Here is a 13,641-nt window from a genome sequence, read left to right on the forward strand (position 1 = left end):
CCGAGGTCCGGTGTCATTCCGCGGCGACAACGGTCACGCGCTCCCTGAGATCAGCCAGCCGCTGTTCCCCGATGCCCGACACCTCGCGCAGCTGCTCGACGTTGGCGAAGGGGCCATGCTCCGCACGCCATTCAAGGATGCGCTGCGCCGTCACCTCCCCCACTCCTGGCAGTTCCAGCAACTCCGCTTCCGTGGCGGCGTTCAGATCGACCCGTGCCGCCGAGTCGTCCAAGGAGTCGGCTGCCGTGGCAGCGGTCATTCCGGCTGGAACTGGAACATCGACGTAGATTTGCTCGCCGTCAGAGAGCTTGCGAGCCAGATTGATGGTCGCCAGGTTCGCTCCGCCGCTGGCGCCGCCGGCCGCCTCAAGGGCGTCGGCGACCCTGGCGCCCTTTTCGACCGTGACCAGGCCCGGCTCAGCCACCTTGCCCACCACACTGACGACAAGTCGCGAGGGGGCGCCGCTGGTCGCGGTGGGCTCCGCTGTGGTCGTCGCCGTGTCGTGGACGGCCATGGGCAACGGCGGCGCTGGCTCTGGTTCTGGGCTGCTCGTCAGCAACAGAACCGCGACCGTGACGACCGCACCCAACGCGCCGAGTGCGGCGGCGAGCCGTGTCAGCCAGGCGCGTGGCGACGGCTCGGGCCCAGGCAGGTCATTGGACGACTCAGCTGGGTCAACCGACGCATCAGGCGCCGGGTGTGACGCGAGGCTTTGCGTCCGATCGAGATTTCCACCAGCTTCCGTTGGACGCTGCCACAGCCGACTTAACCGCGCATGAGCCATGGCGCCACGAACGGTACGGAACTGATCTACGAAGGGTAGCTGCGCGAACATGGCGGTGACGTTAGAAACCGCTCATGGCCAGTGCCAGACCCCTGATCGGGGCTGTGGACAGCTACCGACCTGTGGATACGACGGTGTGCTGACGCTTCGGCGTCAGACGGGTTGGACCACCACCCCGACGACTCCGGGACCGGTATGCGCCCCGATCACCGCCCCCAGTTCGGCCACGACGCACCCGTCAACGCCAGGGATCCGCTCTTCGAGCCGCTCAGCCAACCGAGCAGCCCGCTCATAGGAGCCAAGGTGCTGCACCGCGACCTCAACCTGCTGGTCACCAGCGGCTTCCACGGCGAGATCGGCCAGGCGTGTCATCGCCCGGCTGAGCGTCCGCACCTTCTCCAACGGCTTGATCTTGCCGTCGTCGATGTGCAGGAGCGGCTTCATCGCCAACGCCGTCCCGAGTACCGCCGTAGCCGCTCCGATCCGGCCACCGCGGCGCAGGTGCTCCAGCGTCTCCACGACGAACAACGTCCGCGAACGGGCCGCCGCGGACACCGCGGCGGCCTCAACCTCGGCGCCGGTCGCCCCGCGAGTGGCGACATCCGCAGCCCGCACGGCGGCGAAGCCAAGCCCCATGACGGTGGTTCTGGAGTCCACGACGCGCACCGAGCCCGCACCGCGTTCGGCGTTGACCTCGTCGGCGGCAGCGACCGCAGCACCCCAGGTACCGGACAATTCACCCGAAATGTGCACCGACACCACGGCGTCCGCACCGTTGTCCAGCGCCTCCCGATACGCCTTGGTGAACGATGTCGGCGTCGGCATCGACGTCGTCACCTTGCGCTTGGCCTTCAGCGCGTCGACCAGCGTGCTTTGGTCGACGTCGACGCCGTCGAGGCCCTCCTCCCCATCGATGAGCACGTACAACGGCACGACCGTGATGGCGTGCCGAACCGCGAAGCCCTCGGGCAGATAGGCTGTGGAATCGGTGACGACGGCGACCTGCACGTCATCCAGCGTAAATCAGCACGCGCCGTGCTCCTCGCGCCGCATGGCGAGTAGCGGCCGGAGTGTTGCCGCCATCGCCGACGCCATCTGAGCATGGCCTTCCCAACCCCAATGCATACCGTCCGGGTTGCCACGACCAGCCATGACATGTTCCCCGGTGACAGCAGCCTGATCCACGATCGGTACCTCAACCCGCCCCGCCCAGGAACTGATCGCGGCCGCCGTACGCGCCCGGCCGGTATGCACGAAGCCGTACGACGCCGCGCGGTGCTTCGGCGGCAGCACCGCGACGATCGGCAGGTCGGCACGCAACGTCCGGAGTGCGGTCACCGCCGCGTCGAGGTACCGCACGGTCAGCGCGGTCGGCAGCACCAGCGGGCGTCCACGCAACGCCACGGACAACGTCGGCTGCGCGGCCCGGTACGCGCCGCGCACCGCCCGGCGCAACCACTCCGGGCGCAGGTAGCGCAGCCCAGTCCGCAGATACGTTGGCAACGGCGACGGCAATGAGTCCATCCCACCGACCGCGAGCACCACTGCGTCCACCCGGTGCAGATCCGCCCACACCCTCGGGTCGCCGACCAGCGACCACCAGACGTCACGGGCTGTCCAGCCACGCTGAGCGACCATGATCGCCTCACCGCCCAGTTCGGCCGCCGCGAGGTTCGGCCACAACCTCGGTTCGTCGGCGGCGTACGGGCCATCAGGACCGTGGAAGCACAGCGAGTCGCCGAACACGAGCAGCGTGCCCAGCGAGCCGCGAGCACTCCCAGCGTTTGATGATTCGGAGCTGCGAGCACTCCCAGTGTTTGATGATTCGGAGCTGCGAGCACTCCTCATGCGACTACCCGGTCATCCCGGCGTTGTAGGCGTGCAACCGCCACCGCCCTTCCGCTCGCCCGAGCTCCACCCAGTGACAGTTGCCGATACCGCCCAGCAACGTCCAATGCTCGACGGGCAAGTCGAGCAACCGCGCGGTGAGCGCCACGATCAAGCCGCCATGCGCGGCGAGCAGGACGGTGTCCAAGTCTTCCCGCTCCAAGTCCTCGACCATCTCGAACGCCCGGTCAGCTACTTCGACACGGGATTCCCCGCCCGGCGGTGCCCAAGTCGCATCGGCCCGCCAACGACGTCGATACCCCGGCCAGCGCTCGTCTACCTCGGCGCCGGTTAGCCCCTGCCATTGCCCAAGGCAGGTCTCTCGCAACCGCTTGTCGACGCGCAGCGGCACGCCCATGCCCTCAGTGAACACCGTGGCGGTGTCGGTCGCCCGCCGCAGGTCAGATGCGACGACCAGGTCCGGCGCGAACCGAGCGAGCGCGGGCACGGCGAACCGCGCCTGGTTCCAGCCGATCTCGGTCAGCTCGGTGTCGATGTGACCCTGCATCCGACCACTGGCGTTATATGACGTCTCGCCGTGACGCCACAGGATGATCCTGCGGACGCCCGGCTCAGTCACAGCTCCTCGCCGACGTCAACCCGCTCAAGACCGTCGACCTCGAGCTGCGGGCAGTCCTTCCAGAGCCGCTCCAGACCGTAGAAGGCGCGCTCCTCGTCGTGCTGGACGTGCACCACGACGTCGACGTAGTCCAACAGCACCCACCGCCCCTCACGAGCTCCCTCACGGCGTACTGGCTTGTGCCCGGTGGCCAGGAGCTTTTCCTCGACGTTGTCAACGATGGCGCCGACCTGGCGTTCATTGGGTGCCGATGCGATGACGAACACGTCGGTGATGACCAGTTGGTCCGAGACGTCCAGCAGGACGATGTTGGACGCCTTCTTGTCCGCGGCGGCCCGTGCCGCCGTCTCAGCCAGCTCACGTGCCTGGCCCGTCGCTGTCACCGTCGCTCGCTCCTTCGCCGTGTCACTGGGGTGCTGGTCGAGCGTACCTGCCCGCCCCGTCACTCCCGGTAGAGCTTGTGCTTGTCGATATAGCGCACCACACCGTCCGGGGTGAGATACCAAACGGGTTCCCCCTTGCGTACCCGTTCCCGCAGGCCGGTAGACGAGATCGCCATCGCGGTGACCTCGACCAGGCTGACCTTGCCCTCGGGCAGGTGGTGGTCGTTCAGGTCATAACCCGGGCGGGTGACACCGATGAAATGGGCGGAATCGAACATCTCGTCCACGGCGTGCCAGGTCAGGATCTGCTCGATCGCGTCGGCGCCGGTGATGAAGTACAGCTCGTCGTCGGGATAGCGCTCGTGCAGCTCCCGCAGCGTGTCGACGGTGTAGGTGGGGCCGGGGCGGTCGATGTCGACCCTGCTGACGGTGAACACCGGGTTGGACGCGGTCGCGATGACGGTCATGAGGTAGCGATCCTCGGCATCACTGACCACGCGGTCCGACTTCTGCCACGGCTGACCGGTTGGGACGAAGATGACCTCATCGAGGGAAAACCGCGATTGCACCTCGCTCGCCGCGACGAGGTGCCCGTTGTGGATCGGGTCAAACGTGCCGCCCATGACGCCGACCCGTCGTTGTGCTGCCATAACGGCCCCGAGCTTACGTCGGCGGTAAAGCGGAAGCACGACGCGGTGCGCGGGTGGACCCCGAAATCCCCTGACAACAACACCCGCGCACCGCGCCGACCGGCGAACTCACGTCACCGGAAGTATCCGCGCTACCCCGCGAGCACCGATACGCCCAGGGGACTTGCGGGCAACAGGGTCATGATGCGTATCCGGAGCGTGAAAGACCGTGATCACCGCCACAGGGTGTTGGGCGCACCCGCGTGCTCGCTGTCGGTGCCATGCGGTAGACGTTGCTGCGTGGACACGCACTCACTGCGCACCCGTGCCGAGGCCTTACTACGTGCCCTCGCGGGCGACGACGCTCTCTTGCGCGACGACCAGTGGCGCGCGATCGAGGCACTGGTCGCCGAACGACGTCGCGCACTGGTCGTGCAGCGCACCGGGTGGGGCAAGTCGGCGGTGTACTTCGTGGCGACGGCACTGCTGCGAGAGTACGGGGAAGGGCCGACGGTGATCGTGTCGCCGCTGCTGGCGCTGATGCGCAACCAGATCGAGGCCGCGCGCCGCGCCGGGATCGCGGCGGTGACGATGAACTCCGCCAACCAACAGGACTGGGACGACGTGCAGGCGTCGATCGCGGAGGGCACAGTCGACGTTCTATTGGTGAGTCCGGAGCGACTGAACAACCCGGATTTCCGGGACGCCGTGCTGCCGAAGCTGGCCGCGACAGCGGGGCTCCTGGTAGTCGACGAGGCGCACTGCATCTCCGACTGGGGCCACGACTTCCGCCCGGACTACCGGCGTCTCCGCACATTGATCGCCGACCTCCCGGACGGCGTACCGGTGCTAGCGACCACCGCGACGGCGAACGACCGCGTGGTGGCGGACGTCGCGGATCAGGTGGTGCCGGGGGCGGCGTCAGGTTCCGATGGCGCGCTGGTGCTGCGAGGGCCGCTGGACCGGGAGAGCCTGCGGCTGGCGGTCGTCACGCTGCCCACGCCGCAGGCACGGCTGGCGTGGCTGGCCGAGCGGCTCGACGAGCTGCCCGGTTCGGGCATCATCTACACGCTGACGGTCGCCGCCGCGCACGACATCGCCACCTTCCTGCGCGATCGTGGGTTCGCCGTCGCCGCCTACACCGGCAAAACCGAACCAGGCGAACGGTTGCAGGCCGAGCAGGAGCTACTGAACAACGAGGTCAAGGCGTTGGTGGCCACATCGGCGCTTGGCATGGGCTTCGATAAACCGGACCTCGGGTTCGTCGTGCACGTCGGCGCGCCGTCATCACCGATCGCGTACTACCAGCAGATCGGCCGCGCTGGCCGTGGCGTCCATCGCGCCGAGGTGATCCTGCTGCCTGGGCAGGAGGACGAGGCGATCTGGGAGTACTTCGCGTCGCTGTCGTTCCCACGCGAAGACCTGGTCACACAGGTGCTGCGGGCACTTGAGGGGCAGGAAAAGCCGCTGTCCACCGCCGCGCTGGAGCCCATGGTGGAGCTGTCACGCTCGCGGCTGGAGCTGGTGTTGAAGGTGCTGGACGTCGATGGTGCGGTGCGGCGGGTCAAAGGCGGCTGGGAAGCGACCGGGCAAGGCTGGCACTACGACGCGGAACGCTACGAGCGAGTCGCCCGAGCCCGCCGCGCCGAGCGGTCCGCGATCCGGGAGTACATCGAGTCGGATGGCTGCCGGATGGAGTTTCTGCTCCGCCAACTCGATGATCCGCACGCCGCACCGTGCGGGCGATGCGACAACTGCACCGGCGAACGGTGGTCCGCCGACATCGATGCCTCGGCTGTCGAAGCAACGGGTGAACGGCTGGCGCGGCCGGGCGTCGAGATCATGCCTCGACGTCAATGGCCGACCGGGCTCGGGTCACTCGGGGTGTCGTTGTCCGGACGGATTAAGGCGGACGAGCGAGCCGAACCGGGCCGCGCGCTCGGCAGGCTTACCGACATCGGCTGGGGCTCCCGGCTACGGGAGGTGCTTGGCACCGGTGCGGCGGACGGCCCGGTGCCTGCCGCGATGTTCGACGCCTGCGTACGGGTGCTGGCGGAGTGGGACTGGGAGCAGCGTCCGGTGGCAGTCGCCGGTCTGCCGTCGTCAACCCGGCCCACCCTGGTGACAAGCCTGGTGGAGCGGCTCGCGGCGGTAGGTAGGCTGCGCGGCCTGGGATTCCTCGAACTGCGCGGCGCGGTCCGGCGCGCGAACAGCGCACTCCGAGTGGCAGACCTGTCGGAACGGGTGGCGCTGCCCACGGCGATGGCGAACTCCCTGGCGTCGCTGGACGGCCCGGTGCTGCTGGTCGACGACTACACCGACACCGGCTGGACGCTGACGCTGGCCACCCGGCTCCTGCGCTCGGCTGGAGCCCCCGCCGTGCTCCCCTTCACCCTCGCAACCACCAACTGACTGGTGATCCCCGTTCCCGACTCCGGGAACGAGGGGCACGACGTTAAGGGGTGAGTGGCACCAGGTCGTCGGCGTGGACGACTTCGCGGCGAAGATCAGCCGGAATCTGGTGGCTGGAGCGGCCGATCAGGTCCGGGAGTTCGCCCGCGTCGAACCCGACGACACCTCGAGCGACGACCCGCTGTTCGGGGTCGACCAGATCCACGACGTCACCCGCGACGAAGTCGCCGTCGATGCCGGTCACGCCAGCGGCGAGCAGTGACCGACGTCGTCGCACGACGGCGGCGACCGCACCGTCGTCGAGATGCAGACGTCCGGTCGCGCCAGCGGCGTAACCCAGCCAGAACCGGCGCGCCGTGAGCCGCGATCCAGCCGCGGCGAACGCTGTGCCGACGTCGGCCGCACTCAGCGCCCGTTCCGCGTCGCCCGAACTCGCCAGCAGTACCGGAATCCCGGCGGCGGCGGCCATCCGAGCAGCGGACAGCTTCGACACCATGCCGCCAGTGCCGAGCCCCGAGCTGGACATGCCAATGTCGAGCCCAGCCAAGTCGGCAGCGCCGGAGACCTCGGTGATCTTGCGGGTCGCGCCGTGGCGCGGGTCGCCGTCATACAACGCATCCACATCGGACAGCAGGACGAGGGCGTCCGCGCCGACGAGGTGGGCCACCAGCGCCGCCAAGCGATCGTTGTCGCCGAACCGGATCTCTTCGGTCGCGACGGTGTCGTTCTCGTTGACCACCGGAACCGCACCGAGCGCCAACAGCCGGGAGAAGGTGCGCTGGGCATTGCGGTAATGCGCGCGGCGCGCGACGTCGTCCGACGTCAACAGCACCTGCCCCACGGTGAGCGAGTACCGGCCGAACGACTCGGCGTAGGCGTGGGCGAGAGCGAGCTGCCCCACGCTGGCCGCCGCCTGTTGAGTGGCGAGATCGCGGGGCCGCACCGGCAGCGCCAACGGCGAGATGCCCGCACCGATCGCACCGGAGGAAACCAACACGACCTGCACGTTCTGCTTGACCCGACCAGCGATAGCGTCGACAAGCCGGTCCAATTTCGCGCGGTCGAGGCCGTCTTCGGCCGTCGTCAACGCCGAGGAACCAACCTTGACGACCACCCGATTCGCCTCGGTGACCGCCTTGCGGGAGGCCGACCCGGTCACGACGACCCCTCGTCCGAGGCGAGATCGTCGGAGTCAGTGAGATCGTCCGCGTCGTCCTCAGGCACACCATCCCGACGTAGCTGCCGCGCCCGCTTGCGCTCGGCCGCGCTGACGCGGGCGCTCTGGTCCAGCCGGACGTCGGTGCCGCGTCCTCCTAGTTGCATCGCGACACCAGCCGGGGTCGAGGGCTCCCAGTCGAACGTCACCCCGGCGATGGTGACCGCGCTGCCCGGCTTCGCACCGGCCTTGGCCAGCGCCTCTTCCACACCGAGCCGCGCCAGCCGGTCCGCCAGATACCCGACGGCCTCGTCGTTGTCGAAGTTCGTCTGCGCGATCCACCGCTCCGGCCGCTCGCCGCGCACGATGAACGCGTCCGGGTCTTCGGGATCCGTCTCGACCGTGAAGCCAGTGTCGTTGACCGCGGCGGGACGCAGCACGATGCGTTTCGGCTGCTGGGGCGGCTGCGACGCCCGGTGCTCGGCGACCAGCTCGCCCAACGCGAACGTCAACTCGCGCAGCCCCTGATGCGTCGCGGTGGACACCTCGAACACCCGCAGACCGCGCTCCTCGAGGTCCGGCCGCACCAGCTCGGCCAACTCAGCGGCCTCTGGAACATCCATCTTGTTCAGCACGACGACGCGAGGCCGTTTGGCCAACTCATCACCGAGACTTGGCGTGTAGTTGGCTAGCTCGTCTTCCAGTGCGTCAACATCGGAAATCGGGTCACGACCGGGCTCGTAGGTCGCGCAGTCGACGACGTGCACGAGCACCGCACAACGATCGATGTGGCGCAGGAAGTCAAGCCCGAGGCCCTTACCCTCGCTCGCGCCGGGAATCAGGCCGGGGACGTCGGCCATGGTGAACGACGTCTCCCCTGCCGTGACCACACCGAGGTTGGGCACCAGCGTGGTGAACGGGTAGTCCGCGATCTTGGGTTTGGCCGCCGACAGCACGGAGATCAACGACGACTTGCCCGCCGAGGGAAACCCGACCAAGCCGACGTCCGCGACCGAGCGCAGTTCGAGCACTAGATCGTGCGCTTCGCCCTCCTCACCGAGCAGCGCGAATCCCGGCGCCTTGCGTGCCTTGGACGCGAGCGCGGCGTTACCGAGTCCGCCCCGTCCGCCCTTTGCCGCGACGAACGTCGTGCCCGGCCCAACGAGGTCCGCCAGCACCTCGCCATCCTTACTGAGCACGACCGTGCCATCCGGCACTTTCAGCTCAAGCGGCTCGCCAACGGCACCCGCCCGGTTACTGCCCTGGCCATGCTTGCCGTTCGAGGCTCGAGCGTGCGGACGAAAATGGAAGTCGAGCAGCGTATGCACGTTGGGATCGACGACGAGCAGCACGTCGCCACCATTGCCGCCGTTACCGCCGTCAGGACCGCCGAGCGGCTTGAACTTCTCGCGATGCACCGAGGCACAGCCGTTCCCGCCGTTGCCCGCGGCGACGTGAATCACCGCACGATCAACGAACCGAGACATCTCGACGTCCTCCTGCTAGACGCGCGCTAAACACGAAACGAGGGGCGGAGCCGGAATCGCTCCCGGCCCCGCCCCTCGCGTGGACTTCTGCGGCGGAATCCCGGTCAGGCTTCCACCGGGACGATGTTGACGGTCTTCTTGCCGCGCTTCTCGCCGAAGTGGACCGCGCCGGTCTCCAGCGCGAACAGCGTGTCGTCACCGCCACGACCGACGTTCACGCCGGGGTGGAACTTGGTGCCACGCTGGCGGACCAGAATCTCGCCCGCGTTGACTTCCTGTCCGCCGAATCGCTTGACACCAAGCCGCTTGGCATTGGAGTCACGACCGTTGCGAGAGCTAGATGCGCCCTTCTTGTGTGCCATGCCGTCAGCTCCTTATGCCTTGATGCCGGTGACCTCGACGCGGGTCAGCTGCTGCCGGTGACCCTGCCGCTTGTGGTAGCCGGTCTTGTTCTTGAACTTGTGGATCCGAATCTTCGGGCCCTTGGTCTGCTCGACGACCTTGCCGGTCACCGCTACCTTCGCGAGGCTGTCGGCGTCGGCCGTGACCTTGCCGTCGTCAACGAGGAGGACCGCGGGGAAGGTGTGCTCGGTACCCGGCTCGCCCTCGAGCTTCTCAACCTCGACGACGTCGCCGACAGCAACCTTGTACTGCTTGCCGCCGGTCTTGACGATCGCATACGCCGACACGGATGCTCCTGCTACTCGATAGTGGGTGGGTTCTCGTGCGCCATCCAAACGCCGCGCTTGGCTGTGTTCGGAGGCACGCGGTTTGGCCGCATTACCTGCGGGCCGACCTACAGGTTACGTTGCCGCCGAAACGGCGATCACACCGGGGGTCACGTCGCCTCCTCCTGCTCTGCCGACCCCGACGCGGACGCACCAACCGGCGGTCCAGCGGGACGCGCGGCCGAGCGCCGTGCACGGCTGCGCACCGTCCGCACGGCGGGTGCGGGCACCTGCGGCGCGGCATCGGCCGCGGCTCTGGTGGACGGCTCGGACCGCGAGGACGTCACCGACGGCATCGGAGACGTGGACTCGTGCGGCGCGGCCGCCCCGGCGGGCCGCGTGACGCGGGTACGCGTGGTTGACCTGACCGGCCTCGCCTTCGACTCGGTCCCCAGGGTCGCGCCCGGCTGCGCCTCGGCGGCGGCTGGGACCTCAGGAGCACCCGTGTCCGGCACGGGTTTCGGGGCATCAGCGAGCGCGGCGGGCTCGTCTGGTTCGGCTGGCTTCGCCGGGCCACCGATCTTGCCGGTGCCCGTCGGCTTCGTCGGTGCGGGCTGCTCCGGAGCCGCCTCCGGCTTCGCCGGGCCACCGATCTTGCCCGTGACGCCCGGCGAGACCTTACCGGTAACACCGGGCGAGACCTTGCCCGTCTCGGCACTCGCCGCCGGGGCTTGCTCCGCGCTGGCGGCGGTACCCGTCTCGGCAGCGGTATCGACGTCCGCGGCTGGCTTGTCGACGTCCGCGGCTGGCTTGTCGACGTCCGCGGCTGGCTTGTCGACGTCCGCGCTGGCGGAGGTTTCCGCCGCCGCGTCCTTACCGTCGTCCTTTCCAGCCCCCTTGCTCGCGGCGGCCTTGGACGCGTTGGCCATCGCCGCGACGGCACTGGCGACGGTCTCCCGCTGTTCCGGCGTCGGTTCGGGCACCTTGGGCACCGAGTCGTCGCCCTTGCCCTTGCCGCGCTTACGGCTCTGCTGGCCGCTGTCGGACCCGCCATGGCGCGGCTCTGACGTCACGATGACGCCCCTGCCCTTGCAGTGCTCACACTGTGAGGAGTACGCCTCGAGCAGACCGGTGCCGACCCGCTTCCTGGTCATCTGCACCAGCCCGAGCGAGGTCACCTCGGCCACCTGGTGCCGAGTGCGGTCCCGCGACAGGCACTCGGTGAGACGACGCAGCACCAGGTCACGATTCGACTCAAGCACCATGTCGATGAAGTCGATCACGATGATGCCGCCGATGTCGCGCAACCGGAGCTGTCGGACGATCTCCTCGGCCGACTCCAGGTTGTTGCGGGTCACCGTCTCTTCGAGATTGCCGCCTGATCCGGTGAACTTCCCGGTGTTGACGTCGATGACCGTCATCGCCTCGGTGCGGTCGATGACCAGATAGCCACCGGATGGCAGCCAGACCTTACGGTCCAGCGCCTTGGTTATCTGCTCGTCGATGCGGAAGTCGGCGAAAACATCCGAGGACGCCGTGGTGCCGGTGTAGCGCTGCAACCGGTCGGACAGGTCGGGCGCGACGTTCTGCACGTAGGAGTTGATCGTCTCCCAGGCTACGGACCCCTGCACCACCAGCTTGGTGAAGTCCTCGGTGAACAGGTCGCGCACGACCTTGACCAGCAAGTCCGGCTCTTCATACAGCAGCACGGGGGCCTTCTTGTTCTTGGCCGACTTGCCGTTGCCGCCGGTGCTCTTGTCCGCCTTATCCTTGATCGTCTCCCACTGGGACTGCAACCGGCGGACATCGCGCTCCAGTTCCTCGGCGCTGATGCCTTCCGAAGCCGTCCTGATGATCACCCCGGCGTCCTCGGGGACGACCTGCTTGAGGATGTCCTTGAGCCTGCGCCGCTCGTTCTCGGGCAGCTTGCGGGAAATGCCGGTGGCGCCACCGCCGGGCACGTACACCAGGAAGCGACCAGGCAGCGAGATCTGCGTCGTCAGCCGCGCACCCTTGTGCCCCACCGGGTCCTTGGTGACCTGCACCAGTACCGGGTCGCCGGTGGACAACGCCTGCTCGATCTTGCGGGACTTGCCTTCCAGCCCCGCCGCGTCCCAGTCGACCTCGCCCGCGTACAACACGGCGTTGCGACCCCTACCGATGTCGACGAACGCCGCCTCCATGCTGGGCAGCACGTTCTGCACCCTGCCGAGATAGACGTTGCCGACGATGGAGCCACTGCCGGACGACGTCACGAAGTGCTCGACGAGGACGCCGTCCTCCAGCACACCGATCTGGGTCGTTCGGTCGGCGGAGCTGCTGCTCTCGCGGACGACCATGGTCCGCTCGACCGACTCGCGCCGCGCCAGAAACTCCGCCTCGGACAGGATCGGGGCACGCCGCCTGCCCGCTTCGCGACCATCCCTGCGGCGCTGCCGCTTGGCCTCGAGCCGCGTCGAACCGCGCACGCTGCGCACCTGGTCCTGGGACGTGTCAGCACGGGCGCCGTCGCGGACGTGCACCACGGTGTCTGGTGGGTCGTCACCCGATCCGGTGTCGTCGCCCGCGCCGCCTTTCCTGCGGCGACGACGCCGGCGCCTGCGCGATGCGCTGTCGCCCTGGTCATCACCGGAGTCCGACTCGCCCTGCTCGTCCTTCTGCTTCGTCTCGGAGTCCGCGTCGGGCTCGGCCCGCTCGCCGGAGTCCTTGCCGGAGTCCTTGCCGTTCTGCTGGGTGTCGGTGTCCTTTTGCTCGTCGCCGCCCTTGCCACGGCCGCGGCCGCGCCTGCCACGCCGACGCCTGCGGCGAGGGCCACCGTCCTCGGTATCGGCCTCACCATCGGAGCCGTCCGCGTGTTCGGTGGTCTCGGCGGTCTCGGCGGCCACCGACGTCTCGTCGCTCGACGACGACGTCGTGGTGGCCTTGTCCGCCGAGGGAGCCTGGCTCGGCTCCGGCGGCAGGAACACGGGCGTTGGCGGCGCGAAGACCGGCGCGGTGGGCTGGCTCTCCGGTTCGACACTTGTTGGCGCTTCCGGCCGCGGCGCATGCGACATCAGCGGCTGGGGAGACGGCGCACCCTCTGACGCGGCCTCGGCGGTGTCATCGGTGGTCTCGGCGTCCGGCGCGGTCTCAGTGCCATCGGCACCGCCCGTACCGGCCGCGTCCTGTGCGCCATGACGCTCGGCGACCTTCATCGCCACGTCGCGTGACACGCTGGACTGCGCGCTGCGAGCCGTCTCCCCCAACGCGTGCAGCGTGGCCAACATGTCTTTGCTTGTCGTGCCCAGCAACTTCGCCAGGGCATGCACCCTGATCCTGGGCGGTAGTGACGCCAGTTCCTCTGTCGAGGGTGTGGCGGCGCTCCCGCCGCTCTGGCCGGCGGGTGTTTCCGCGTGTGACATACATCTCCTCCGCCCCCGGGCGCGTCTCGGGCGTTACCAGCCACACGTGGTGCCGGAAACGCCGAAACGCGGCCGCGCAGGGGCCCTTTCTGTTGTGTACCGCCTCTGGCTAGCGCCACAGGCGGGAATCCTGTGCGTTGCACCACCGTGCGTGCCAGATGCTCCGACACGACACCGATGGCGGGTCTGCAGCGACCTGTCACGAAGAGCGACGGCTCGCTGGCCGTCGTCGTCGAGCCGAACTTCCGGCGACG

The 13,641-nt window shown here is 68.5% G+C and carries 12 protein-coding genes; 1 reads left to right on the forward strand and 11 read right to left on the reverse strand.

Annotation, left to right across the window (positions count from 1 at the left end):
• Window positions 1–13 precede the first annotated feature (13 nt).
• The 6 genes from ACFQGD_RS23270 to nadD all read right to left on the reverse strand — a co-directional run bounded on the left by ACFQGD_RS23270 (window position 14) and on the right by nadD (window position 4,284).
• Entirely contained in the window at window positions 14–784 is a 771-nt protein-coding gene (locus ACFQGD_RS23270; protein WP_390183560.1) for a ComEA family DNA-binding protein, read from the reverse strand.
• Between the two features lie 153 nt (window positions 785–937).
• Complete coding sequence (locus ACFQGD_RS23275; protein WP_345394188.1) at window positions 938–1,792, reverse strand: DegV family protein; 855 nt, start codon at window positions 1,790–1,792, stop codon at window positions 938–940.
• 15 nt (window positions 1,793–1,807) lie between these two features.
• Window positions 1,808–2,545, reverse strand: a complete 738-nt coding sequence (gene octT / locus ACFQGD_RS23280; protein WP_345394414.1) for a diglucosylglycerate octanoyltransferase — start codon at window positions 2,543–2,545, stop codon at window positions 1,808–1,810.
• A 91-nt stretch (window positions 2,546–2,636) separates the two neighbouring features.
• On the reverse strand, window positions 2,637–3,251 hold the full coding sequence (locus ACFQGD_RS23285; RefSeq protein ID WP_345394191.1) for a histidine phosphatase family protein: 615 nt from the start codon (window positions 3,249–3,251) through the stop codon (window positions 2,637–2,639).
• Window positions 3,248–3,634 (reverse strand): ribosome silencing factor, encoded by a 387-nt coding sequence (rsfS, locus tag ACFQGD_RS23290; protein ID WP_345394194.1) that lies wholly within the window; start codon window positions 3,632–3,634, stop codon window positions 3,248–3,250. Before rsfS ends, ACFQGD_RS23285 begins: the two co-directional genes overlap by 4 nt.
• 59 nt (window positions 3,635–3,693) lie before the next feature.
• Window positions 3,694–4,284, reverse strand: a complete 591-nt coding sequence (gene nadD / locus ACFQGD_RS23295; protein WP_345394197.1) for a nicotinate-nucleotide adenylyltransferase — start codon at window positions 4,282–4,284, stop codon at window positions 3,694–3,696.
• Window positions 4,285–4,563: 279 nt separating this feature from the next.
• Here nadD and ACFQGD_RS23300 point away from each other — a divergent pair, with 279 nt between their 5' ends.
• Window positions 4,564–6,675, forward strand: a complete 2,112-nt coding sequence (locus ACFQGD_RS23300) for a RecQ family ATP-dependent DNA helicase (protein ID WP_345394200.1) — start codon at window positions 4,564–4,566, stop codon at window positions 6,673–6,675.
• 43 nt (window positions 6,676–6,718) lie between these two features.
• Here ACFQGD_RS23300 and proB read toward each other — a convergent pair whose 3' ends face one another.
• The 5 genes from proB to ACFQGD_RS23325 form a co-directional block, all read right to left on the reverse strand.
• Window positions 6,719–7,834 carry a glutamate 5-kinase gene (gene proB, locus ACFQGD_RS23305; RefSeq protein ID WP_345394203.1) on the reverse strand — a complete coding sequence of 372 codons (1,116 nt, stop codon included), beginning with the start codon at window positions 7,832–7,834 and terminating at the stop codon, window positions 6,719–6,721.
• Window positions 7,831–9,318 (reverse strand): GTPase ObgE, encoded by a 1,488-nt coding sequence (gene obgE, locus ACFQGD_RS23310; RefSeq protein WP_345394206.1) that lies wholly within the window; start codon window positions 9,316–9,318, stop codon window positions 7,831–7,833. Before obgE ends, proB begins: the two co-directional genes overlap by 4 nt.
• A 104-nt stretch (window positions 9,319–9,422) precedes the next feature.
• Entirely contained in the window at window positions 9,423–9,680 is a 258-nt protein-coding gene (rpmA, locus tag ACFQGD_RS23315) for a 50S ribosomal protein L27 (protein WP_345394209.1), read from the reverse strand.
• Between the two features lie 12 nt (window positions 9,681–9,692).
• Window positions 9,693–10,007 (reverse strand): 50S ribosomal protein L21, encoded by a 315-nt coding sequence (gene rplU / locus ACFQGD_RS23320; protein ID WP_034273757.1) that lies wholly within the window; start codon window positions 10,005–10,007, stop codon window positions 9,693–9,695.
• Between the two features lie 149 nt (window positions 10,008–10,156).
• Window positions 10,157–13,387 carry a translation initiation factor IF-2 N-terminal domain-containing protein gene (locus ACFQGD_RS23325; RefSeq protein ID WP_345394218.1) on the reverse strand — a complete coding sequence of 1,077 codons (3,231 nt, stop codon included), beginning with the start codon at window positions 13,385–13,387 and terminating at the stop codon, window positions 10,157–10,159.
• Between the last annotated feature and the right edge of the window lie 254 nt (window positions 13,388–13,641).

Origin of the sequence: Haloechinothrix salitolerans (assembly GCF_042662605.1) — a bacterium.
Lineage (GTDB): Bacteria > Actinomycetota > Actinomycetes > Mycobacteriales > Pseudonocardiaceae > Haloechinothrix_A > Haloechinothrix_A salitolerans.

Bases quoted from the DNA above. Each gene is read 5' to 3' on its own strand.
- ACFQGD_RS23270 (WP_390183560.1), bottom strand. From the start codon at position 784: ATGGCTCATGCGCGGTTAAGTCGGCTGTGGCAGCGTCCAACGGAAGCT.
- nadD (WP_345394197.1), bottom strand. From the start codon at position 4,284: ATGGCAGCACAACGACGGGTCGGCGTCATGGGCGGCACGTTTGACCCG.
- obgE (WP_345394206.1), bottom strand. From the start codon at position 9,318: ATGTCTCGGTTCGTTGATCGTGCGGTGATTCACGTCGCCGCGGGCAAC.
- rpmA (WP_345394209.1), bottom strand. From the start codon at position 9,680: ATGGCACACAAGAAGGGCGCATCTAGCTCTCGCAACGGTCGTGACTCC.
- ACFQGD_RS23325 (WP_345394218.1), bottom strand. From the start codon at position 13,387: ATGTCACACGCGGAAACACCCGCCGGCCAGAGCGGCGGGAGCGCCGCC.